Origin of the sequence: Pseudomonas sp. ML2-2023-3 (genome assembly GCF_037055275.1) — a bacterium.
Lineage (GTDB): Bacteria > Pseudomonadota > Gammaproteobacteria > Pseudomonadales > Pseudomonadaceae > Aquipseudomonas.
In genome coordinates this window covers 2,481,275-2,503,935 of sequence record NZ_CP146343.1, presented here as the reverse complement: position 1 = coordinate 2,503,935, position 22,661 = coordinate 2,481,275, and the positions used below count along the sequence as shown (strand labels likewise).

At 54.9% G+C, this 22,661-nt stretch carries 19 protein-coding genes; 4 read left to right on the top strand and 15 right to left on the bottom strand.

All coding sequences use genetic code 11. The features are described from left to right. Nucleotides 1–14: 14 nt before the first annotated feature. The 14 genes from V6P94_RS11600 to mtnA form a co-directional block, all read right to left on the bottom strand. Complete coding sequence (locus V6P94_RS11600) at nucleotides 15–1,271, bottom strand: O-antigen translocase (protein WP_338649351.1); 1,257 nt, start codon at nucleotides 1,269–1,271, stop codon at nucleotides 15–17. 143 nt (nucleotides 1,272–1,414) lie between these two features. Continuing rightward, the gene (rfbC, locus tag V6P94_RS11595; protein WP_133077109.1) at nucleotides 1,415–1,975 is read right to left on the bottom strand and encodes a dTDP-4-dehydrorhamnose 3,5-epimerase; all 561 of its coding nucleotides are present in this window, start codon (nucleotides 1,973–1,975) and stop codon (nucleotides 1,415–1,417) included. Beyond that, the gene (gene rfbA, locus V6P94_RS11590; RefSeq protein ID WP_133077108.1) at nucleotides 1,972–2,865 is read right to left on the bottom strand and encodes a glucose-1-phosphate thymidylyltransferase RfbA; all 894 of its coding nucleotides are present in this window, start codon (nucleotides 2,863–2,865) and stop codon (nucleotides 1,972–1,974) included. The genes rfbC and rfbA overlap by 4 nt, the downstream gene beginning before the upstream one ends. 161 nt (nucleotides 2,866–3,026) lie before the next feature. Then, a complete protein-coding gene (gene rfaH, locus V6P94_RS11585; RefSeq protein WP_133077107.1) occupies nucleotides 3,027–3,554 on the bottom strand; it encodes a transcription/translation regulatory transformer protein RfaH in 528 nt (175 codons plus the stop codon). A 1,226-nt stretch (nucleotides 3,555–4,780) separates the two neighbouring features. Continuing rightward, nucleotides 4,781–5,032, bottom strand: coding sequence for a LapA family protein (locus tag V6P94_RS11580; RefSeq protein WP_133077106.1), 252 nt, complete (start codon nucleotides 5,030–5,032; stop codon nucleotides 4,781–4,783). Nucleotides 5,033–5,056: 24 nt separating this feature from the next. Continuing rightward, nucleotides 5,057–5,353: an integration host factor subunit beta gene (gene ihfB, locus V6P94_RS11575; protein WP_003447108.1), complete on the bottom strand. Its 297-nt coding sequence runs from the start codon at nucleotides 5,351–5,353 to the stop codon at nucleotides 5,057–5,059. 336 nt (nucleotides 5,354–5,689) lie between these two features. Further along, nucleotides 5,690–7,384: a 30S ribosomal protein S1 gene (gene rpsA, locus V6P94_RS11570; RefSeq protein ID WP_019826775.1), complete on the bottom strand. Its 1,695-nt coding sequence runs from the start codon at nucleotides 7,382–7,384 to the stop codon at nucleotides 5,690–5,692. Nucleotides 7,385–7,510: 126 nt separating this feature from the next. Continuing rightward, nucleotides 7,511–8,194, bottom strand: a complete 684-nt coding sequence (gene cmk / locus V6P94_RS11565) for a (d)CMP kinase (RefSeq protein WP_374105694.1) — start codon at nucleotides 8,192–8,194, stop codon at nucleotides 7,511–7,513. Continuing rightward, nucleotides 8,191–10,422, bottom strand: coding sequence for a bifunctional prephenate dehydrogenase/3-phosphoshikimate 1-carboxyvinyltransferase (locus V6P94_RS11560; RefSeq protein WP_338649350.1), 2,232 nt, complete (start codon nucleotides 10,420–10,422; stop codon nucleotides 8,191–8,193). Before V6P94_RS11560 ends, cmk begins: the two co-directional genes overlap by 4 nt. A 4-nt stretch (nucleotides 10,423–10,426) precedes the next feature. After that, nucleotides 10,427–11,539 (bottom strand): histidinol-phosphate transaminase, encoded by a 1,113-nt coding sequence (gene hisC / locus V6P94_RS11555; protein ID WP_133077104.1) that lies wholly within the window; start codon nucleotides 11,537–11,539, stop codon nucleotides 10,427–10,429. Nucleotides 11,540–11,550: 11 nt separating this feature from the next. Further along, nucleotides 11,551–12,645, bottom strand: a complete 1,095-nt coding sequence (gene pheA / locus V6P94_RS11550; RefSeq protein ID WP_016780245.1) for a prephenate dehydratase — start codon at nucleotides 12,643–12,645, stop codon at nucleotides 11,551–11,553. Continuing rightward, nucleotides 12,645–13,730 carry a 3-phosphoserine/phosphohydroxythreonine transaminase gene (gene serC, locus V6P94_RS11545; protein WP_133077103.1) on the bottom strand — a complete coding sequence of 362 codons (1,086 nt, stop codon included), beginning with the start codon at nucleotides 13,728–13,730 and terminating at the stop codon, nucleotides 12,645–12,647. Before serC ends, pheA begins: the two co-directional genes overlap by 1 nt. Nucleotides 13,731–13,954: 224 nt before the next feature. Further along, nucleotides 13,955–16,615, bottom strand: a complete 2,661-nt coding sequence (gene gyrA, locus V6P94_RS11540; RefSeq protein ID WP_338649349.1) for a DNA gyrase subunit A — start codon at nucleotides 16,613–16,615, stop codon at nucleotides 13,955–13,957. 410 nt (nucleotides 16,616–17,025) lie between these two features. Continuing rightward, a complete protein-coding gene (gene mtnA, locus V6P94_RS11535) occupies nucleotides 17,026–18,102 on the bottom strand; it encodes an S-methyl-5-thioribose-1-phosphate isomerase (protein WP_133077101.1) in 1,077 nt (358 codons plus the stop codon). A 106-nt stretch (nucleotides 18,103–18,208) separates the two neighbouring features. On the opposite strand from mtnA, the gene V6P94_RS11530 reads away from it, so the two are divergent. The 4 genes from V6P94_RS11530 to V6P94_RS11515 all read left to right on the top strand — a co-directional run bounded on the left by V6P94_RS11530 (nucleotide 18,209) and on the right by V6P94_RS11515 (nucleotide 21,760). Beyond that, nucleotides 18,209–19,540, top strand: coding sequence for a TRZ/ATZ family hydrolase (locus tag V6P94_RS11530; protein ID WP_133077100.1), 1,332 nt, complete (start codon nucleotides 18,209–18,211; stop codon nucleotides 19,538–19,540). A 63-nt stretch (nucleotides 19,541–19,603) separates the two neighbouring features. Further along, a complete protein-coding gene (gene ubiG / locus V6P94_RS11525; protein WP_133077099.1) occupies nucleotides 19,604–20,302 on the top strand; it encodes a bifunctional 2-polyprenyl-6-hydroxyphenol methylase/3-demethylubiquinol 3-O-methyltransferase UbiG in 699 nt (232 codons plus the stop codon). A gap of 3 nt (nucleotides 20,303–20,305) precedes the next feature. Then, the gene (gene mupP / locus V6P94_RS11520; RefSeq protein ID WP_326398250.1) at nucleotides 20,306–20,977 is read left to right on the top strand and encodes an N-acetylmuramic acid 6-phosphate phosphatase MupP; all 672 of its coding nucleotides are present in this window, start codon (nucleotides 20,306–20,308) and stop codon (nucleotides 20,975–20,977) included. Between the two features lie 42 nt (nucleotides 20,978–21,019). Beyond that, nucleotides 21,020–21,760: a YciK family oxidoreductase gene (locus tag V6P94_RS11515; RefSeq protein ID WP_133077097.1), complete on the top strand. Its 741-nt coding sequence runs from the start codon at nucleotides 21,020–21,022 to the stop codon at nucleotides 21,758–21,760. Between the two features lie 80 nt (nucleotides 21,761–21,840). Here the strand turns inward: V6P94_RS11515 and V6P94_RS11510 are convergent, their stop codons facing one another. Next, nucleotides 21,841–22,626, bottom strand: a complete 786-nt coding sequence (locus V6P94_RS11510) for a TenA family transcriptional regulator (protein WP_133077096.1) — start codon at nucleotides 22,624–22,626, stop codon at nucleotides 21,841–21,843. Between the last annotated feature and the right edge of the window lie 35 nt (nucleotides 22,627–22,661).

The following is a 22,661-nucleotide window of genomic DNA, read 5'->3' as shown; positions in this document are numbered from 1 at the left end:
CAACAATAAAATATTCACTGGGCCTCTCTTCTAAGTTCAAACCAAAAAATCACAGACATAATCACTGCAAGTAAACCATAGGTGGCCACATGAGCATAAGCAGGCGCCATAGCCGCAAACTGACCGATAAAACAATAAAAAATAACGACTAAAAGAAGCCCCTGAAGCAACTCAAAAAGTATCGAAATTTTTATTATTCCCCGCGCCATGAGAGCATAGGAAATCCCCGCAGCAACGGTCCTGAATATATCGCCTGCCATTTGCGGAATGAAATAATCCGACATACCCAAAAACTCGCCAGAAAAAACCAACCTAATAACAATGTCCTTTATGAAATAAAGCACAAAAAAACCGGCCATCAAGGCGATAACAAGCCAAAATACAATACTTGCTACTTCTTTCCCCGACTCTCTGTCCGTTTTCGCGGCAGCACAGCGAGGTAACGCATAGTTTGCAAGGACAACACCCACAAACTGCATATATACATCGGATAACTTTACAACCCCCTGCCACAGCCCCACCTGCGACCATCCAAATTGCTGCGCCATAACATCACGAATAATGATTTGGGCGAGAGGTATTGACAGCGCCCCAACAAAAGTCACAACTGAAAATGATAACAACCACTTTACTTTGTACGACTCTAACGAGCACTTTAGATATTGAAACACATCCACTCGCTTGAAGAAGAGCGCCAGCGCCACGACCCCAAAAAAAGAAGGCATAATTGCTATTGAATAAGCAGCCCCAGGAAACCCAAAGTAGGTAACCGCAAAATAAAGTACCGTTACCCCGATGACAGTTCCTACTATATTCACCTTCGCATAAAATCCCGTTTCACCACGACTACTGGCTTCAGATTGCGCAAGATTTCCATAACCAACAACAACTTGGCCAATGGCCAAAAAAACGAAAATGGCAGCAAAACCACCCAGCATTAATCGATCAAGGAAAAATTCAGACAGCACTACAAGACCGATAGCTACTAGAAGTGCAGCAATGGTGGATATTGTGAACGCCGTTGCAAACCAGGAGGCCCCTTCAACTGTTGTTATCGGCGTTTTCGCCAAGGCCTTGGTCAAGCCGTTAGCCACGCCTCCACCCGCGAACATACTTGTAATTGCAACAAGCGTCATCAACTGGCTTAACTGACCGAACCCATCAGGTCCAAGCTGTACAGCAAGGAGTTTTATAACAATCAAACCTGCGACAGTCTTGATGAGCGTTGCCGACGCAAAATGAATACCAGCTCTCAGCTTTGTCAAAGGCACTCCCGGTCAAACATTCCAAACCACAAAAAACTGAGTTGTATTTATTAACCAGCAAGCTATTGTCGAGCCCGCACAAATACAAACGAACCGCTTCCGTTGCCGCCTAATATCTGGCCGGAAGCCTATTCAACTCACGAGTACTATTAACCCCCATTACTCACAAGATACTTTTGGGCCTCTTGATCCTTTTGATTAATAATAAAACTCTCCATAAAAGGCCAATTTATTTTAAAAGCCTCATCATCCCATCGCAACGAACGCTCTGAACCCGGATTATAATAATCAGTTGTCTTATATAATAAATGCGTTTCATCTTCCAACGCCAAGAAACCATGTGCAAAGCCTTCAGGAATCCACAACATTTTCTTGTTACAGCTACTTAACTCAACACCGACCCATTCTAGATATGTTGATGAAGTTTCACGAATATCAACGGCAACATCAAACACTGAACCTTGCACAACTCGCACAAGCTTCCCTTGGGCATATGGGGCAGTTTGATAATGCAATCCCCTGAGGACACCTTTTTTTGAGCATGATTGATTGTCTTGTACAAACGATTTGGGGGCGGGAATATTCAGAGACCTCAAGCTTTCAAAAAAGTCTCTTTCGTTGAAGGTTTCCATAAACCAGCCCCGCGAATCCTTAAATACAACTGGCTCTATGACCAGCACATCCGGAATATTGGTTCTCGTAATTTTCATTTCTGTTTAGCTTCCAAGAGCATATTCAACAGATACTGCCCATACCCTGTCTTTTCGAGTCTTTTCCCCTGTATTTCCAACATCTCAGGGGTTATCCACTCCTTATTAAAAGCAATCTCCTCCAGGCAAGCTACTTTCAAACCCTGACGCTGCTCGATGGTGTGCACAAAATGACTGGCCTCCAGCAGAGACTCATGAGTACCGGTATCCAGCCATGCAAAACCACGTCCCAGTATTTCAACCGTCAGCGTGTTTTGCTCAAGATAAGCGCGATTGACATCGGTGATTTCAAGCTCACCTCGCGAAGATGGCTTGATATTTTTTGCAATTTCAACAACCTGATTGTCGTAGAAATATAACCCCGTCACGGCGTAGTTTGATTTTGGCTTCGCAGGCTTTTCTTCAATGCTTAACGCACGGCCGGTGCCATCAAACTCAACGACACCAAAACGCTCCGGGTCCGACACATGGTAGCCAAATACCGTGGCGCCCTTTTCTTGGGACATGGCCGCACGCAGGTTCCCAGAAAAATTCTGACCATAAAAAATATTGTCACCGAGGATCAGGCAGACCGGGTCTTTACCAATAAACTCTTCACCAATGATAAAGGCTTGCGCCAATCCATCGGGACTCGGCTGTTCCGCGTAGCTCAACTCAATACCGTACTGACTACCGTCACCCAGCAATTTCTTGAAGCACGGCAAGTCTTCGGGTGTTGAGATAATCAGAATTTCTTGCATGCCCGCCAGCATCAGTACTGACAGCGGATAGAAGATCATTGGTTTGTCGTAGATCGGCAGCATCTGCTTTGACACACCCAACGTAAGTGGATGCAGGCGCGTACCTGAACCGCCAGCGAGGATGATGCCTTTACGTTTGAGGGAGGTCATGGTTAAAGCACTTCCTTAACTTGTAGGGTGCATCGCCTGTAACTTGGACAGGCGATGACTGAATTCTGTCTGAAACAAACACGCTACCGCCCCAGGATTCACCGTCAATTTCCTGAGAACGCGCTTTGTTGTCTTTGCCCCGGCTGTGGCCAGGGTTTTACTCAATGATTGCTAATACTCGCCAACGGCAAACTGATTTGTTGCTGCCGGTTCATTAAATTGATAAGCAAAATAACTCGTTCTTCGCCGTCCATAGTCATGAATATGGACTCAATACCTGCAAAGCCTTGATCAAGGATGGTGACTTTTTCACCGGGCTTGAACGCGGTGATGATGTGACTGTCTGCACGGTCTTGTAATTGAGTTACTAACTCATGACTGACTGCCAGGGGACGGCCGCCAAAGGCCACAACCCGTGCTACGCCGCGTGTAGATCGCAACGGAGCCCAGTTGGCACCTTGAGGCATGTGGATAAAAAGATAGCCAGGAAAGAGGGATTCCTGGACGTGTTGCATCTGGCCGCGCAGCAGTCGCTCGCGGCGGCAGGCCGGACGTGAGCACTTATAGCCCTGGCGCAGAAGGTTCTCCTCTGCCCGCTCGTCCTGTCTTGGCTTGCATTGCACCAGATACCAGTCGCCGGATCGGGATGCAGCCGGGTCCTGGGTTGCTGCGCTGCTTGTCATATGCATGGGTGATTCATTAATAGGTTCTTCCGTGTTTACCATCGAGCAGCGCATGTGCCAATGGCAGCAGTTGAGTTCTCATTATCGCTACGAGCGTTGAATCGCAGCAGGGCCATTAGCCCGAAATCTATCTATTGTGCGGTCTGTCCAGACCCGGTAACTCTTTAGCTAATATCTGTTTTGCTCGTCACTCACAATCCACCAAACTTACTTGCTCAGGTCATGTCCCTATTCCCGAAACGAAGTTGAGCACACTTTTCTGGTTCGCATGGGCAGAGCAATCGTCCAAAACATACACGCCTGGGCGAATGATACAGCGCTCCCCCTCCATTTCAACAAAACCACCTCACAGGTCGTATTTTTGTATCACGGCGACAGGTATTCCATATGCCCAGAAGCCTGGATAGAGCACATTGTTACCCAGCATGGCCCTGAGGGAATTGACTATGCGACCACTGGCGCACAACCAGACGAGCGCATGGCAACCTGTGCTTACGCCCTTCTAGAAGGAAAGCTAGCACGATCCAGAAGACAAGCCCACGGACACAGGGAGCCCAGAATGCCCGTCGATTCCAGGGCAATGTGCGCAAATTGAGCCTCAAGGGATTTATCCTCACCGATACAAGCTGCTGCTAATTTAAAGACAGCTATGGCCACCCATATGCAATGTATGACACCAATCATATGAATTGGCTGGAGGACCAGGAAGGAGAAGCACCTTGCACACCGACCGTTAAGCCCGATCGATATATCGGCTTACTCAGAATTTCAGATGGGAATACCGTAGATACTTGTCTGAAAATAGGGAACCGGCCGCTATACAGCCACAACATGCAGAACTACAGTCGTAACGTTTATCCTGAATGAAATACAACTTTGACAAGATGAGCAGCATCACCTAATCAGACAATACCCTAATGAAACATAAGCACTGCAGATTGAAACCGAAGGAAGCCTCAGAACAAAAATGAAAAATCGAACAGCAAAAACCCTGAACAGACTCGAAATTATCGATTTTTAACATCCGACGCAAATATCAATGAGCGCACGAGTACGCGCCAAGTACTGAGAGTCGAGCACTCTGCCAGATCCACTAAACAATGCAAGCTAGCAACTTGTAGGAAATATCCCAAATTACAAGCCCCGCCAGATTGCGGCGCTTACTTTTCGGATATCAGTCGACGTACAAAAGCCTCTCACACTATCCATATGAGAGACCTAGAAAGACAGCCTTAAGACTCGACCAACAGCTTGCGCTTCAATCTGGCAGCTTTGCGCTTGTAGGCCACAAAACCCATTGCAGGCCCGATAGCCATACCAACCAGTAAAGCACCGATAAAGAACAGTGATTGCGGAAGTTGCGCAGTGTGCCAACCCAAAAATACCAGTGCTGTGGGCTGCTGGTTTTCGAGGATAAAAATCACGATTCCGAAAATGACAATCAGGGCAAACACGACTAACACTGCACGTTTGACGCTATGCATCGGCAACTCCTGCTCCACGAAGGATTAAATGTCGTCTTCCTCATCTTCATTTACTCGATCCCGTAGCTCTTTGCCCGGCTTGAAATGAGGAACAAATTTTCCATCCAGACTGACTGACTGACCGGTCTTGGGATTGCGGCCAACTCGAGGGGCTCGGTAATGCAACGAGAAGCTGCCAAAACCACGGATCTCAATCCGATCACCGGTCGCCAGGCATTGGGACATTTGTTCAAGCATAGTCTTGATGGCCAACTCTACATCCTTGGATGAGAGCAGCCCTTGATGGGTGACAATTCGTTCGATCAACTCCGACTTCGTCATATTTTTCCCTTCTTTTTCAAGCAGCTAGATCAGCGCTTCAAAGGTTTTAGCATGATCGATAGATTTTGAACAGCCCAAGGATTGACTTATCTTTGCAAAGTTTGTCGCCCCCTCCAAACTTCCATCAGGCCAAGTAATAACCATAGCCCACGGCAGCCACCTCCCAAGCCTTCACACAGCTCGCTCGACATAAACCCCCGCCCCTTCCCTAGCCAATCATAAGCGACCTGCAAACACGCCTACACAAGAACTCATGGACGGAAGCTATCCTGGCCATCAAATCTCAGACACAAAAAAGGGCGACCTAAGTCGCCCTTTTTTATGGTCAATCAGAACTTAGTTCTGTTTTTCCATTTGTGCACGCAGCAGGTCGCCCAAAGTGGTCGGACCAGCAGCGATCTCAGAGGTAGCTGGCTTGTCGCGCAGGCTCTGGATTGCTTCCTTCTCGTCTTCAACGTCTTTCGACTTGATGGACAGTTGGATTACGCGGCTTTTGCGATCAACGCTGATGATCTTGGCTTCTACTTCTTCGCCTTCTTTCAGAACGTTACGTGCATCTTCGATGCGGTCACGGCTGATTTCGGATGCTTTCAGAGTAGCTTCGATATCGTTGGCCAGAGTGATGATGGCGCCTTTAGCATCAACTTCTTTCACGATGCCCTTAACGATTGCGCCTTTGTCGTTCTCTTGTACGTACTCGGAGAACGGATCGCTTTCCAGCTGCTTGATACCCAGGGAGATACGCTCACGCTCTGGATCAACAGACAGGATAACGGTGTCAAGCTCGTCGCCTTTCTTGAAACGACGTACGGCTTCTTCGCCAACTTCGTTCCAGGAAATGTCGGACAGGTGAACCAGGCCGTCGATGCCGCCGTCCAGACCAATGAAGATACCGAAATCGGTGATCGACTTGATGGTGCCGGAGATTTTATCGCCCTTGTTGAACTGGCCAGAGAAATCTTCCCATGGGTTAGATTTGCACTGCTTGATGCCCAGGGAGATACGACGACGCTCTTCGTCGATGTCCAGAACCATAACTTCCACTTCGTCGCCGACTTGTACGACTTTCGAAGGGTGGATGTTTTTGTTGGTCCAGTCCATTTCGGAAACGTGTACCAGACCTTCAACGCCTTCTTCCAGCTCAGCGAAGCAGCCGTAGTCGGTCAGGTTGGTTACACGAGCGGTAACGCGAGTGCTTTCTGGGTAACGGGCTTTGATAGCAACCCATGGATCTTCGCCCAGTTGCTTCAGGCCCAGGGAAACACGATTGCGTTCGCGATCGTACTTCAGAACCTTGACATCGATCTCGTCGCCAACGTTGACGATTTCGGAAGGATGCTTGATACGCTTCCAAGCCATGTCGGTAATGTGCAGCAGGCCATCGACGCCACCCAGATCGACGAATGCGCCGTAATCGGTGAGGTTTTTGACGATACCTTTGACTTGCTGGCCTTCTTGCAGGGATTCCAGCAGAGCTTCACGCTCAGCCGAGTTCTCTGCTTCAAGAACGCTGCGACGCGAAACAACAACGTTGTTGCGCTTCTGGTCAAGTTTGATGACCTTGAATTCCAGCTCTTTGCCTTCCAGGTGCGTGGTGTCGCGCACTGGACGAACGTCAACCAGAGAACCTGGCAGGAACGCACGGATGCCGTTAACGTCGACAGTGAAGCCGCCTTTAACCTTACCGTTGATAACGCCCTTGACCACTTCTTCTGCTGCGAAGGCTGCTTCCAGAACGATCCAGCATTCAGCGCGCTTGGCTTTTTCACGGGACAGTTTGGTTTCGCCAAAGCCGTCTTCGACCGCGTCCAGCGCAACGTGAACTTCATCACCGATGTTGATGTTCAGTTCGCCAGCGTCGTTGTGGAACTGCTCCAGCGGGATGAGGCCTTCCGACTTCAAACCAGCGTGAACGGTAACCCAACCAGCTTGGTAATCGATATCAACGATGATAGCGGTGATGATCGAGCCAGCCTGAAGATTCAGGGTTTTTAGGCTTTCTTCAAAGAGTTCTGCAAAGCTTTCGCTCATTTTAATTCCTGTTGATCAAGGGCGAAGGAATACGCCCATCTGCCACATTCCAGACAATGTGGGTTACGTTTATATAAAAGAAGGCATGCAGGACTATTTCTGGTCTCCTGCACGCTTTCTTGGTCATCAGGCAATATCGCGAAGTGCGATTTCACTCATGATGCGTTCCAGCACCTGTTCGATGGATAACTCCGTAGAGTCCAGCTGTATGGCATCAGCCGCCGGTTTAAGCGGGGCTATTGCACGCTGCGTATCACGCTCATCGCGGGCACGAATCTCATCTAGCAGACCTGAGAGACTAACATCATCGCCCTTTGCCTTCAACTGCAAGTAACGGCGACGGGCCCTCTCTTCAGCGCTGGCCGTCAGAAAAACCTTCAACGGGGCATCAGGAAATACCACCGTACCCATGTCACGACCATCGGCAACCAGGCCTGGCAACTCCTGAAATGCACGCTGACGCTGCAACAAAGCATCACGAACAGCCGGCAAAGCCGCGACTTTGGAGGCTCCAGCTGCCACAGCCTCACTGCGGATAGCGTGAGTCACTTCGTCGCCTTCGAGAATGATGCGAGCGGGCTTGCCGTCGGTCGCCCCGACGAACTGCACATCAAGATGTGCAGCCAGTTTCTCCAGCAGCGCCTCGTTATCGAGGGCAACACCGTGATTGCCCGCAGCAAAAGCCAGCAAGCGGTACAGGGCACCGGAGTCCAGCAAATTCCACCCCAGGCGCTTGGCCAGGATCCCGGCAACGGTACCTTTACCGGAACCACTAGGGCCATCGATGGTAATAACCGGTGCCGAAATCACGAGTTCGCCTCTTGAGCTACACGCATGCCCACCTGCTTGCACAGCGCAAGGAAGTTCGGGAACGAGGTTGCCACGTTGGCGCAATCGTGAATACGGATTGGAGCGGTTGCACGCAACGAAGCCACGCTGAAGGCCATCGCAATACGATGATCGCCATGCCCATGAACTTCACCTCCACCGATAGTACCGCCATCAATGATGATGCCATCTGGTGTCGGCTCGCACTTCACACCCAGCGCCAGCAAACCGTCCGCCATCACTTGAATCCGGTCGGACTCCTTGACGCGCAACTCTTCTGCCCCACGCAGGATCGTACGACCTTCGGCAACAGCCGCCGCCACGAACAGTACCGGGAACTCATCAATCGCCAGCGGCACCAGCTCTTCAGGAATCTCGATTCCCTTCAGCTTCGCGGCACGTACACGCAGATCAGCTACCGGCTCGCCGCCCACTTCACGCTGATTCTCAAGGGTGATATCCGCACCCATAAGACGCAAAATGTCGATTACGCCAGTACGGGTAGGATTGATCCCCACATGCTCCAGCAGCAGATCAGAGCCTTCTGCGATAGAAGCGGCAACCAGGAAGAACGCTGACGAAGAAATATCGCCAGGGACTTCAATATGCGTCGCAGTCAGCTTGTGACCCGACTCAACCGAAGCTGTAGGGCCATTAACAGTTACGGGGTAGCCGAAACCCTGCAGCATGCGCTCGGTGTGATCGCGAGTCGGAGCTGGCTCGGTGACCGACGTCTTGCCTTCTGCATACAAGCCCGCCAGTAACAAGCAAGACTTAACCTGAGCACTGGCCATCGGCAAGGTGTAGTTCATGCCTTTAAGAGCGTGGCCACCGCGAATGGTCATCGGCGGACGACCTTCTGCAGCGGTCTCGATCACGGCGCCCATTTCGCGCAATGGATTAGCCACACGATTCATCGGACGCTTGGTCAGCGAAGCGTCGCCGGTCAGGGTGGTATCGAAGGTTTGTGCGGCCAGCAGGCCAGACAAAAGACGCATCGAAGTACCCGAGTTACCCAGATAAATTGGGCCAGGCGGAGCTTTCAAGCCATGCAGGCCAACACCATGAATGGTCACACGACCATGGTGAGGACCCTCGATGACCACACCCATGTCACGGAATGCCTGCAACGTTGCCAGGGCATCTTCACCCTCAAGGAAACCTTCCACCTCGGTCGTGCCTTCGGCCAGTGAGCCGAGCATGATCGAGCGGTGAGAAATGGATTTGTCGCCTGGTACGCGGATCCGGCCAGTAACTTGACCACCAGGATTTGCCAAAAAAATCAGATCGTTGGAATTCATAGCGTCCACATATGCCCGGCGGGCCAGGATTTTACTGAAATGCTCGCGGGCAACCCGGGCGCGCGTAAAGACGCCCAGCAATTGATGCCCATCCCCTGCATCGACCGCGTCGCGCAAAGCGTCGAGATCACTGCGAAATGTATCCAATGTGCGCAGCACTGCCTCGCGATTCGCGAGAAAAATGTCATGCCACATTACCGGCTCGCTACCCGCGATTCTTGTGAAATCACGAAAGCCACCCGCTGCGTAACGGAAGATATCCAGATTCTCGTTGCGCTTGGCAAGAGAGTCCACCAGCCCGAAAGCCAGCAGATGAGGCAAATGGCTGGTTGCAGCCAAAACCTCGTCATGACGCTCGACCTGCATATGCTCGACGTCCGCACCCAAGGCGCGCCACATGCCATCGACCAGATCCAGAGCGTCAGCATCGGTTTGCGCCACTGGCGTCAAAATAACTTTGTGACGCTCAAACAGGCTGGCGTTCGAGGCCTCGACACCGCTCTGTTCAGAACCGGCAATCGGGTGACCCGGAACGAAACGTGCGGGCATACCGCCAAAGGCATGGGCTGCAGCGCGCACGACATTGCCTTTGGCACTGCCAACATCAGTGATCACCGCCTGTCCAAGATCCATGCCCGCCAAAAGGCCAAGCATTTTCTCCATGGCCAGAATCGGCACTGCCAACTGAATCACATCAGCGCCCGCACAAGCGGTTGCCAGATCAGCCTCGCAGCGGTCGACCACCCCCAACTCCACAGCCATTGCACAAGACTTGGGGTCGAGATCAACACCAACCACTTCGCCGCACAGCCCGCTCTCGCGCATACCCTTGGCGAAAGAGCCGCCAATCAGCCCCAAGCCGACAACAACCAAACGACCCAGAACAGGCTTTACCGATTGCACAGACATTACATCAACCACGAGCAAGCACCTTGGCCAGCGCCTCAAGCAAACGGATATTTTCCGCAGGCAAACCAATAGTGATACGCAAATGGTTCGGCATTCCGTAGTTAGCAACCGGACGCACGATCACGCCCTCCCGCAGCAGTCCCTGATAAACGGGAGCCGCCTCCTGACCGAGGTCCAGAGCAATGAAGTTGCCTTTGGATGGAATCCAGCTCAGGCCAAGTTCGCGAAAACCGTCCTGCAACTGCTGCATGCCGGCCTCGTTAAGACGCCGGCTCTGGTTCAGGTAATCAGTATCTTTAAGGGCCGCACAAGCGGCTGCCAAGGCCAGGCTGTTGACGTTGAATGGCTGACGCACGCGATTCAGCACATCTGCAACGATTGCCGTCGACAGGCCATAGCCCACCCGCAAAGCGGCCAGGCCGTAAGCCTTGGAGAACGTGCGCGAAACCAGCAAATTGGGATACGCCGACAAAAACTCAAGACCGTCTGGCAGATCACCACCTTGGGCGTACTCGATATAGGCTTCGTCCAGCACAACGAGCACGTGCTCAGGAACATCCTGCAAGAACTCGTTCAGCGCATCGACGCCAAACCAGGTTCCGGTCGGGTTATTCGGGTTGGCAATGAAAACCACACGGGTATTGCTGTCGATAGCGTCAAGCATGGCAGGCAAGTCATGCCCCCAATCCTTGGCGGGCACTACTCGTGCCTGCGCACCTACCGCTTGGGTAACGATCGGATATACGGCAAACGCGTGCTCGCTGAACACGGCATTCAGGCCTGGCGCCAGATAAGCACGCGCAACCAGTTCAAGAACATCGTTTGAGCCGTTACCCAGCGTCACCTGATCAATCTGCACCGCACACTGCTCAGCCAACAGGCTTTTGAGGGCGAAGCCGTTGCCGTCCGGATAGCGCGTCAGTTCGGCCAGCTCAGCACGGATGGCTTCCAGTGCCTTGGGGCTCGCACCCAAAGGATTTTCATTGCTGGCCAGCTTCACAATTGTGGCTGGATCCAGATCCAGCTCACGGGCCAGCTCGTCCACAGGCTTGCCCGGGACATAAGGCGAAAGTTGTTGCACGCCCGGCTGTGCCAGGGCGAGGAAATCACCGCTCATGTTTTATCGCCTCAAAGAACCGCTTTCGGGTAAGAACCCAGCACTTTAAGCGCTACGGCTTCTTGACTGATCTGCTCCAGAACACTCTTGACCAGAGGGTCGCGGTGATGGCCAGCAAAGTCGATGAAAAACACATAAGTCCATTTACCGCTACGCGAAGGACGAGTCTCGATACGCGTCAGATCGATCCCGTTTTCATGAAACGGAACCAACAATTCATGCAGCGCACCAGGACGGTTGCTCATCGAGACGATGATTGAAGTCTTGTCATCCCCGGTAGGCGGGACTTCCTGGCTACCAATCATCAAGAACCGCGTGGAGTTATCCGGACGATCTTCGATTTTCTCAGCCAGTCGGGTCAAGCCGTAAAGGCCCGCAGCCATATCGCCGGCAATGGCAGCAGAATTCCACTCACCCTTGACCCGCTTGGCGGCTTCGGCATTGCTCGACACTGCAATACGCTCGACATTCGGGTAATGCGCATCCAGCCACTTGCGGCACTGGGCCAACGACTGCGCATGGGAATAGATACGGCTGATGCTGTCAGTCTTGGTGTTTTCGCCAACCAGCAGATGATGGTGGATGCGCAGCTCGACTTCGCCACAAATCACCATGTCATGCTCAAGGAAGCTGTCGAGCGTGTGGTTGACTGCGCCTTCGGTGGAGTTTTCCACCGGCACCACACCAAAATTCACTGCACCCGCTGCAACTTCACGGAACACTTCATCAATAGCGGCCATTGGCTTGCTGATGACCGCATGGCCAAAGTGCTTCATGGCGGCTGCCTGGGTAAAAGTACCTTCCGGACCGAGATAAGCCACTTTCAGCGGCTGCTCCAGGGCCAGGCAAGAAGACATGATTTCGCGGAACAGTCGCGCCATCTCTTCGTTGCCCAATGGGCCTTTGTTGCGCTCCATGACACGCTTGAGCACCTGAGCCTCACGCTCAGGCCGGTAAAATACCGGCACTTCGCCTTCAGCCAACGAAGCCATTTTGACTCGCGCCACTTCCTGAGCGCAGCGCGCGCGCTCGCTGATCAGCTCCAGAACTTTTTCGTCCAGGCTGTCGATGCGCAGTCGCAGCGCCTTGAGTTCTTGTTCGGACATTAGCCGTGTTCCTTTTCGAACTCTGCCATGTAAGCCACCAATGCGTTAACTGCATTGATGTCCACAGCGTTATAGATCGAAGCACGCATGCCACCTACCGAGCGATGCCCTTTGAGGTTCAGCAGCCCGCGCGCTTCGGCACCCGCCAGAAAAGGCTTGTCGAGGCGGTCGTCAGCCAGGCGGAACGGTACGTTCATCCAGGAGCGGTCAGAAATATTGATCGGGTTGCTGTACAGGCCGCTGGCATCGATGAAATCGTACAAAGTACGTTTTTTCACTTCATTGAGCTTGCCGATAGCCTCGACACCACCCTGCTCTTTCAGCCACTCGAACACCAGGCCGGACAAGTACCAGGCCAGCGTCGGCGGCGTGTTGTACATCGAGCCGTTGTCAGCAGCGACCTTGTAATCAAGCATGGTCGGGCAGATCGAGCGCGCACGACCCAGCAGGTCCTCACGAACGATGTTGACCACAATTCCGCTCGGACCGATGTTTTTCTGGGCGCCTGCGTAGATCATGCCGAAACGGGAAACATCAACCGGACGCGACAGAATGTCCGAGGACATGTCTGCGACCAGAGGCACATCGCCAGTTTCCGGAATCCAGTCGAACTCCAGGCCGCCAATGGTTTCGTTTGGCGCGTAGTGAACGTAGGCCGCGTCTTTCGACAGGTTCCACTCGTTCTGGCCTGGAATCGCAAAGTAATCGTAAGGCTTGGCGCTGGCTGCCACATTGATGTGACCGAAGCGCGAACCTTCTTCAATGGCCTTTTGAGACCAGATACCGGTATCAATGTAATCCGCCCTGCCATTTTCAGGCAGCAGATTCAACGGGATCTGTGCAAATTGCTGGCTTGCGCCGCCTTGCAGAAACAGGACTTTGTAGTTCGAGGGAATAGACAGCAGGTCACGCAAATCCTGCTCAGCCTTGGTCGCAATGGATACGAACTCATCGCTGCGATGGCTCATCTCCATGACCGAGAGGCCCTTGCCATGCCAGTCGAGCAACTCGGACTGGGCACGCAACAGGACAGCTTCAGGTAGCGCAGCAGGACCTGCGCAGAAGTTATAGGCTCGTTTGCTCACTTCCACTCTCACTCTGATTTGGTGGTCACGCAATAAATCAACACTCGACACGGTGTTCCTTGTGGAACCAGGTTCGCTCACGATACGGGCAGCAGGGTCTATTGATATACCGTGCCAATGCTATCGCGAGCAAGCCCGCCCCCACTGGGCCACGAAGTGTCGCAAACTTTCATGCCGGACATACAACAAGGGGGCGAATTCTCATCCGCCCCCTGTGTGTCCGCTTATTCTTGCGGTTCTTCGTCAGCGCCAGCCTCTAGCGGCTGCTCGTCGTCAACGCCATCATGGATGGCCTCACCGTCGAACTCTGCACCGCCTTCACCCTCACCTTCAAGCTCTTCACCTTCAACTTCCGAAGGCTCCTGAACCCGCTCAAGCCCTACCAGCGTTTCGTCGCTGGCCAGCTTGATCAAGGTGACGCCCTGGGTGTTACGACCCAGGCTCGATACTTCATCGACCCGCGTGCGCACCAGGGTGCCCTGATCCGAAATCAACATGATTTCTTCACCGTCCTGCACCTGAACCGCACCGACCAGACGGCCATTACGCTCGTTGCTGACCATGGCAATAACGCCCTGACCGCCACGCTTGTACTCAGGGAACTCGCTGATTGCCGTGCGCTTGCCATAACCACGCGCCGAAGCGGTGAGGATCTGACTGCCTTCTTCAGGGATCAGCATCGAAATCAGCTTCTGACCTTCTGGCAGACGCATGCCGCGTACGCCGCGGGCTGTACGACCCATTGCACGGACATCGGACTCTTTGAAGCGAGTGACCTTGCCACCAGCGGAGAACAGCATGACTTCGCGCTCGCCATCGGTGATCGCGGCGCTGATCAGCACGTCGCCTTCGTCCAGCTCCAGCGCGATCAAGCCTACGCTGCGCTGACGGCTGAAGGATTCCAGCGGGGTCTTCTTCACGGTACCGTTAGCGGTTGCCATGAAGATGAAGTGACCTTCGGTGTAGTCCTCGACCGGCAACATGGTGGTGATGTATTCACCCTCACCCAGCGGCAGCAGGTTGACCAGCGGACGACCACGGGCAGCGCGGGATGCTTCGGGAATCTCATAAGTCTTGAGCCAGTACACCTTGCCTTTGCTGGAGAACAGCAGCAGCGTGGTGTGACTGTTGGCAACCAGCAGGTGAGCGATGTAGTCCTCATCCTTAACGCCAGTAGCCGATTTACCTTTACCGCCACGACGCTGGGCCTGGTACGCAGCCAACGGCTGAGTCTTGGCATAGCCACCATGGGAAATGGTTACAACACGCTCTTCTTCCGGAATCATGTCGCCCAGTGTCAGGTCAAGACGGTGATCCAGGATTTCAGTACGGCGCACGTCACCGTATTCAGCACGAATGACTTCCAGTTCCTCACGAATCACTTCCATCAAGCGCTCGGCGCTGTTCAGGATGCGGATCAGCTCACCAATCTGGTTGAGGATCTCCTGGTACTCGGCCAGCAGCTTCTCGTGCTCAAGGCCGGTCAGACGGTGCAAGCGCAACTCAAGAATGGCCTGAGCCTGCTCTGGCGACAGGAAGTACTTGCCTTCGCGCAGACCGTATTGCGGGTCGAGGTTGTCGGGACGGCACGAATCGGCACCGGCACGTTCAACCATCGCCACCACCGCACTCGACTCCCAAGGCGTGCTGATGAGCGCTTCCTTGGCTTCAGACGGGGTTGGCGAAGCCTTGATCAACGCGATGACCGGGTCGATGTTGGACAGGGCAACCGCCTGGCCTTCAAGGATGTGACCACGTTCACGGGCTTTGCGCAGTTCGAAAACAGTACGGCGGGTAACCACTTCACGACGGTGACGGACGAAGGCTTCCAGCAGATCCTTAAGGTTAAGGATGCGTGGACGGCCGTCGATCAGCGCAACGATGTTGATACCGAAAACACTTTGCAGCTGGGTCTGGGCGTAAAGGTTATTCAGGATAACCTCCGGCACTTCACCGCGGCGCAGCTCGATCACGACGCGCATACCGTCTTTATCTGACTCGTCGCGAAGCTCGGTGATGCCTTCGAGCTTCTTCTCTTTAACCAGCTCGGCGATCTTCTCGATCAAACGCGCCTTGTTCAGCTGGTAAGGAAGCTCAGTGATCACGATCTGCTGGCGACCACCGACCTTGTCGATATCTTCGATCATCGAGCGGGCGCGCATGTAAATGCGACCACGACCGGTGCGGTAGGCTTCGATGATGCCGGCGCGACCGTTGATGATCGCAGCCGTCGGGAAGTCCGGGCCAGGGATGAACTGCATCAGTTCATCGATGCTCAGCTCCGGGTTATCGATCAGCGCCAGGCAACCGTCGATGACTTCGCCCAGGTTGTGCGGCGGGATATTGGTGGCCATGCCCACAGCGATACCGCTGGAACCGTTGACCAACAAGTTGGGAATTCGTGTCGGCATGACAGCCGGGATCATTTCCGTGCCGTCGTAGTTCGGCACCCAATCCACGGTCTCTTTGTGCAAGTCGGCCAGCAGCTCGTGGGCCAACTTGGTCATGCGCACTTCGGTGTATCGCATCGCCGCGGCATTATCGCCGTCGACCGAACCGAAGTTGCCCTGACCGTCTACCAGCAGGTAGCGCAGGGAGAATGGCTGAGCCATTCGAACGATGGTGTCGTAAACGGCGGTATCACCATGCGGGTGATACTTACCGATCACGTCACCGACCACACGGGCAGATTTCTTGTACGGCTTGTTCCAGTCGTTGTTCAGTTCGCTCATCGCAAACAGCACACGCCGGTGCACGGGCTTCAAGCCATCGCGTGCATCAGGCAGTGCCCGCCCGACAATTACGCTCATCGCGTAGTCGAGGTAGGACTGTTTCAGCTCGTCTTCGATATTGACCGGGAGGATTTCTTTGGCCAGTTCGCCCATGAGAAGCCTGATTCCTTTTTCGGGTGAAACTTCGCCACATCCATTCGGGACGAACGAAGCTCGCCGCCGCTGGCCACGTGCCATGCAACGACTTACGACAAATCAACAAGTTATGTCACGGATTTGCGCAGTAAGGGCAACCCTTGCGGGCGACCCTGGAAACCGCCGAATGTTATCACAATCGCCGCCACGCACCTATCCCTCAGATGCGCATGGAGCGTAGTAATTGCGACGCCTGTCGGCGTGAAGGGGCTCAGAGGGACTCTGAAGGCGATTTGAAGGCCGTAGTCGCTGCCGAAGGCTGCGAAGGGTTGCGTAGCAACCCGTTAATCTGGAGCCCCCGCGATTCTCTTTGCAACAACCCTCGCAGCCGCCTTTACCGCCTTCGGCAGCGACGACAGAATTGCGTTTCAGTGCAATCGCTTGCGACACATCAACTGGGCCAACTTGGCGGCATCCGGACGCTCAACCACGCCCTTCTCGGTCACGAGCACATCAATCAGGTCGGCAGGCGTCACGTCAAAGACCGGATTGAACGCCTGCACATCGGCACCGACCCGCTGGCCACCCACCTCCAGCACTTCGCTACCGTCACGCTCCTCAATAGGAATGTCATCACCCGTGGCCAGTTCCATGTCGATCGTCGAGCTGGGGGCCACGACCATAAAGCGCACACCATGGTGCATGGCATTGACCGCCAGTTGGTAAGTGCCGATCTTGTTCGCCACATCACCATTGGCCGCGATCCGGTCAGCCCCCACGATTACCCAGGTCAAACCCTTGGTTTTCATGATGTGTGCCGCGGCGGCATCCACATTGAGCACCACCGGGATGCCTTCATTGGCCAGTTCCCACGCCGTGAGGCGCGAGCCCTGCAGCCAGGGCCGGGTCTCATCGACGTACACCTGCTCGATCATGCCCTCCAGCCAGGCAGCCCGGATCACCCCCAGCGCCGTACCAAAGCCGCCCGTGGCCAACGCACCGGTATTGCAGTGGGTCAGTACGGCCTGCGCATTGCCCTGGTGGCGGCGGATCACATCGACTCCCAACTGCGCCATCGTCAGGTTGGCATCACGGTCACTTTCATGAATGGCGACAGCTTCGGCTTCAAGCACCTGCAAGACATCTTTACGGGTTTTGGCGCGGGCCAATCTGTCACGCATGCGATTCAATGCCCAAAACAGATTGCCCGCCGTAGGACGCGAGCCTGCCAGCAGGGTGAAATCTTCCTCCAGCGCCAGCAACCAGTCCCCACCCTCAGCCTTGCGCGCCCGGGCAGCCAGCACTACACCATAGGCCGCCGCAATACCAATCACCGGGGCACCACGCACGACCATATCGCGAATGGCTTGAGCAACACCCTCGACACAGGTGTAGGCCAGCCAGTTCTCTTCAAGGGGCAAGCTGCGTTGATCCAGCAGATACAGGGCGTCGTCCCGCCAATCGATGGCCTTAACCTTTTCCGCAGCCAACAGTCGATCGCGCATGCCTTTCCCCATCACCCGGTAACAAAGCCGCCGATTATAGCGAGCCCACCCATAAGACGCTCGGGTATACTTCGCCTCCTTTTACACGCACTGGAAACTGTTTTCGATGCCGACTCCGACCCTGCCCCTGGACTTATTGCTGCTACCCACCTGGCTGGTGCCTGTAGAGCCGGCCGGTGTCGTACTCAAGGAGCATGGCGTAGGCATTCGGGACGGACGCATTGTTTTCATAGGTCCGCGCCAGCAGGCCCTTAAGCTCACGGCCATCGAAACCCGCGAGCTGCCTGACATGCTGCTCAGCCCCGGGCTGATCAATGCCCACGGCCACGCCGCGATGACACTGTTCCGCGGCATGGCGGATGACCTGCCACTGATGACCTGGCTGGAACAGCATATCTGGCCCGCAGAGGCCAAATGGGTTGATGAAGACTTCGTGCGCGACGGCACCAACCTTGCGATCGCCGAGCAACTCAAAGGCGGTATCACCTGTTTCAGCGACATGTACTTTTTCCCGAAAGTTGCCAGTGAGTGCGTACACAAGAGCGGGATTCGCGCGCAAATCGCCATTCCGATTCTCGACTTCCCGATCCCCGGCGCCAGCAACACAGACGAGGCCCTGCGCCAGGCCGTCGAGCTGTTCGCCGACCTGAAGTTCCACCCGCGGATCAAAATTGCTTTTGGCCCCCACGCGCCCTACACCGTCGGCGACGAAAACCTGGAAAAAATCCGGGTCATCGCCGATGAACTGGACGTAGCGATTCACATGCACGTACACGAAACCGCCTTTGAAGTGCATCAGGCCGTCGAGCAGCATGCCGAGCGCCCCGTCGCCCGCCTCGCACGCCTGGGCTTGCTGGGCCCGCGCTTCCAGGCCGTACACATGACCCAGATCAGCGATGACGACCTGGCAATGCTGGTAGAAAGCAACTCCAGCGTGATTCATTGCCCGGAGTCCAACCTGAAACTGGCCAGCGGCTTCTGCCCGGTGGAGCGCTTGTGGCAAGCAGGTGTCAATGTGGCGATCGGCACCGACGGTGCCGCCAGCAACAATGACCTCGACCTGCTCGGCGAAACCCGCACTGCAGCCCTGCTGGCCAAAGCCGTCGCAGGCTCGGCCACCGCACTTGACGCGCACCGCGCACTGCGCATGGCGACACTCAACGGCGCACGCGCCCTGGGCATTGAAAACGACACTGGCTCCATAGAAGTCGGAAAAGCCGCTGACATGGTTGCATTTGACCTCAGCGGACTGGCCCAACAACCGGTCTACGACCCCGTCTCACAGCTGATCTACGCCACAGGCCGAGAGTGTGTGAAACATCTGTGGGTTGCAGGCAAACAACTACTGGACGACCGGCGCCTGACCCGACTGGACGAGCAACAGCTCAGCGCAACAGCCAGGTCCTGGGGTGAGCGCATAAGCGGCCATACTCATTGATTCAGTACCTTCGGGCCTGCACCCGGAGCTTTACCAGATTATTAGGCTTTAGAGGATTTACCCATGAGCAACGTTGACCACGCCGAGATCGCAAAATTCGAAGCGCTAGCCCATCGCTGGTGGGACCGTGAAAGCGAGTTCAAGCCGCTGCACGACATCAACCCGCTGCGCGTCAACTGGATTGACGAGCGCGTGCAACTGGCCGGCAAAAAAGTCCTCGACGTCGGTTGCGGCGGCGGCATTCTCAGCGAGTCCATGGCTCAGCGCGGTGCAACCGTGATGGGTATCGACATGGGCGAGGCCCCACTGGCTGTTGCGCAACTGCATCAGCTTGAGTCCGGCGTGAGTGTTGAATACCGCCAGATCACCGCCGAAGACCTGGCCATCGAAATGCCCGAGCAGTTCGATGTGGTCACTTGCCTTGAAATGCTGGAGCACGTACCTGACCCGGCCTCCGTGATTCGCGCCTGCTACCGCATGGTCAAACCCGGCGGCCAGGTGTTTTTCTCGACCATCAACCGCAATCCGAAGTCCTATCTGTTCGCGATCATCGGCGCTGAATACATCATGAAGCTGATCCCCCGCGGGACCCACGACTTCAAGAAGTTCATCCGCCCCTCCGAACTGGGTGCCTGGAGCCGCCAGGCCGGACTGAGCGTCAAGGACATCATCGGCCTGACCTACAACCCGCTGACCAAACACTACAAGCTGGCGGCCGACGTTGACGTCAACTACATGATCCAGACCCTTCGCGAGGAGTAACACATGCGTTTAAGAGCAGTTCTTTTTGACATGGACGGCACCCTGCTCGACACCGCGCCGGACTTTATCGCGATCTGTCAGGCCATGCGGGCTGATCGCGATCTGCCCCCTATCGCAGACAAGCTGATACGCGACGAAATTTCCGGGGGCGCGCGCGCCATGGTGGCGGCCACCTTCGGCATGGACCCGCAGGCGCCAGGCTTCGAAGACTTGCGCCTGGAGTTCCTTGAGCGCTACCAGCGCGATTGCGCGGTGCATACCAAGCTGTTTGATGGCATGGAAGAGTTGCTGGCCGATATCGAAAAAGCGCACCTGGTGTGGGGCGTCGTCACCAACAAGCCCGTACGTTTTGCGCAGCCGATCATGGAACGACTGGGCCTGGCACAACGGTCGGCCCTGCTGATCTGCCCGGATCATGTCACCCACAGCAAGCCCGATCCCGAGCCGCTTATCCTGGCCTGCAAAATGCTCGACCTCGACCCGGCCAGCGTGCTGTTTGTGGGTGACGACCTGCGCGACATCGAGTCCGGACGGGACGCCGGAACCAAAACTGCCGCCGTGCGCTTTGGTTATATCCACCCTGACGACAATCCCGATCACTGGGGTGCCGACGTGGTGGTCGACCACCCGGGCGAGTTGCGCAAAGTGCTGGATAACGCGATGTGCAGCTGCTGACAAGCGCCAGCTGACGATCCTAGATTTTTGTTGAGGTTTGATATGTTTGATTATTCCGCCCGCCCCAACCTGCTTCAGGACCGGGTCATTCTGGTCACCGGTGCTGGACGTGGCATCGGTGCTGCGGCTGCCAAGACCTATGCCGCTCACGGCGCAACCGTCCTGCTGCTGGGCAAGACCGAGGCCAACCTGAGCCAGGTTTACGACGAAATCGAAGCCGCGGGTCATCCTGTACCGGTCGTCATCCCGTTCAATCTCGAAACCGCCCAGCCCCATCAATACGATGAGCTGGCCGCCATGATCGAAAACGAGTTCGGCCATCTTGACGGGCTGCTGCACAACGCTTCGATCATTGGCCCGCGCACGCCGCTGGAGCAGTTGTCCGGTGAGAACTTCATGCGCGTGATGCACATCAACGTCAACGCCATGTTCATGCTCACCAGCACCCTGCTGCCACTGCTCAAGCTTTCCCAGGACGCCTCGGTGATCTTCACCTCCAGCAGCGTGGGCCGCAAAGGCCGTGCTTACTGGGGCGCTTATGGTGTATCGAAGTTCGCTACCGAAGGCTTGATGCAAACCCTGGCCGACGAAGTCGAGAGCGTCGCCCCGGTGCGCTCCAACAGCATCAACCCTGGCGCGACCCGCACCAGCATGCGCGCGCTGGCATATCCGGGCGAAAACCCTGAAAACAATCCTGAACCGCACGCGATCATGCCAGTTTATCTCTACCTGATGGGCCCGGACAGTACCGGAATCAACGGTCAGGCTTTCGACGCGCAGTAACAACGCCTCAAACAAAAACCGCAGCCTGCATGTGAATGCAGCCTGCGGTTTTTTTACCCGTGAAATCTGGCACTGGGCATTCAGCTCTCAACCAACTCACGACGTCCACGCACAGCAACCGCATTGTCGAGCTGCAAGCAACTTTGCAAAAACAGGTACATGTAGTCGTAACTCTTGCAAATCGCCTTGCGCAGATCGTCAATCAACTCCTGACCAGGGTTCATGCCTGCCAGCGTACATATGATTTCAAGCGCTTCCCAAGGATGCTCATCATCATACTGGGCATGCATCTTCAGCCATTTCATCGCGCGTTTACGCCCCTCGAGCGGAAACGACTCTTCGTAGATATTCTTTGAACACACGACGGCCGCCCACTCACCCACCGCACCTTCAATGGCGTAATTGGTCGCTGCCATGGCCACGGCCAGTGAATCCGTTGCACAGGTATGCCAGCACCAATCGTTGAGGGCCTGGAATTCAGCGGGAAGGTCCTGCGCGTTCAGCTCTTCAAGGCTCACGCCATGCGCCCGAGCCCAGTACACCCAGTAATCGGCATGGTTGAGCTCGACCCGAATATTGCGGATCAGCCAGCGACGCGCCATGTCCTCACCGGGATGACGCCCATAACGGGTTTTCCCAAGGTTACGTCCCATATACAACGAGAACTGCTCGACGACCGGCCAGCCGCCAATCAGGTACGTTCGCATGGCCCGTGGACTCAGGGTGTTATCACGCATGCGCTTGTATATTTCGTGCCCGACAGCCCGGCGCTTGCTCTCGCTGCAGTCGCGAATCAACTGCTGCGCCCACTGCGGATAACTGGCCTCTTCCATGAGAGGCCCTGTCCGGTTAAATACAGTAATCACAATCCAAATCCTTTTTGAGAAGAGACTTCAGAAAC

What these genes read in the sequence shown, in the direction of transcription:
- ubiG (WP_133077099.1), top strand. Translation starts at nt 19,604, where the DNA reads ATGAGCAACGTTGACCACGCCGAGATCGCAAAATTCGAAGCGCTAGCC.
- mupP (WP_326398250.1), top strand. Translation starts at nt 20,306, where the DNA reads ATGCGTTTAAGAGCAGTTCTTTTTGACATGGACGGCACCCTGCTCGAC.
- hisC (WP_133077104.1), bottom strand. Translation starts at nt 11,539, where the DNA reads ATGAGCGGTGATTTCCTCGCCCTGGCACAGCCGGGCGTGCAACAACTT.
- rfaH (WP_133077107.1), bottom strand. Translation starts at nt 3,554, where the DNA reads ATGCATATGACAAGCAGCGCAGCAACCCAGGACCCGGCTGCATCCCGA.
- pheA (WP_016780245.1), bottom strand. Translation starts at nt 12,645, where the DNA reads ATGTCCGAACAAGAACTCAAGGCGCTGCGACTGCGCATCGACAGCCTG.
- V6P94_RS11530 (WP_133077100.1), top strand. Translation starts at nt 18,209, where the DNA reads ATGCCGACTCCGACCCTGCCCCTGGACTTATTGCTGCTACCCACCTGG.
- rpsA (WP_019826775.1), bottom strand. Translation starts at nt 7,384, where the DNA reads ATGAGCGAAAGCTTTGCAGAACTCTTTGAAGAAAGCCTAAAAACCCTG.
- mtnA (WP_133077101.1), bottom strand. Translation starts at nt 18,102, where the DNA reads ATGCGCGATCGACTGTTGGCTGCGGAAAAGGTTAAGGCCATCGATTGG.
- rfbC (WP_133077109.1), bottom strand. Translation starts at nt 1,975, where the DNA reads ATGAAAATTACGAGAACCAATATTCCGGATGTGCTGGTCATAGAGCCA.
- gyrA (WP_338649349.1), bottom strand. Translation starts at nt 16,615, where the DNA reads ATGGGCGAACTGGCCAAAGAAATCCTCCCGGTCAATATCGAAGACGAG.
- rfbA (WP_133077108.1), bottom strand. Translation starts at nt 2,865, where the DNA reads ATGACCTCCCTCAAACGTAAAGGCATCATCCTCGCTGGCGGTTCAGGT.
- V6P94_RS11515 (WP_133077097.1), top strand. Translation starts at nt 21,020, where the DNA reads ATGTTTGATTATTCCGCCCGCCCCAACCTGCTTCAGGACCGGGTCATT.
- V6P94_RS11580 (WP_133077106.1), bottom strand. Translation starts at nt 5,032, where the DNA reads ATGCATAGCGTCAAACGTGCAGTGTTAGTCGTGTTTGCCCTGATTGTC.
- ihfB (WP_003447108.1), bottom strand. Translation starts at nt 5,353, where the DNA reads ATGACGAAGTCGGAGTTGATCGAACGAATTGTCACCCATCAAGGGCTG.
- V6P94_RS11560 (WP_338649350.1), bottom strand. Translation starts at nt 10,422, where the DNA reads ATGTCTGTGCAATCGGTAAAGCCTGTTCTGGGTCGTTTGGTTGTTGTC.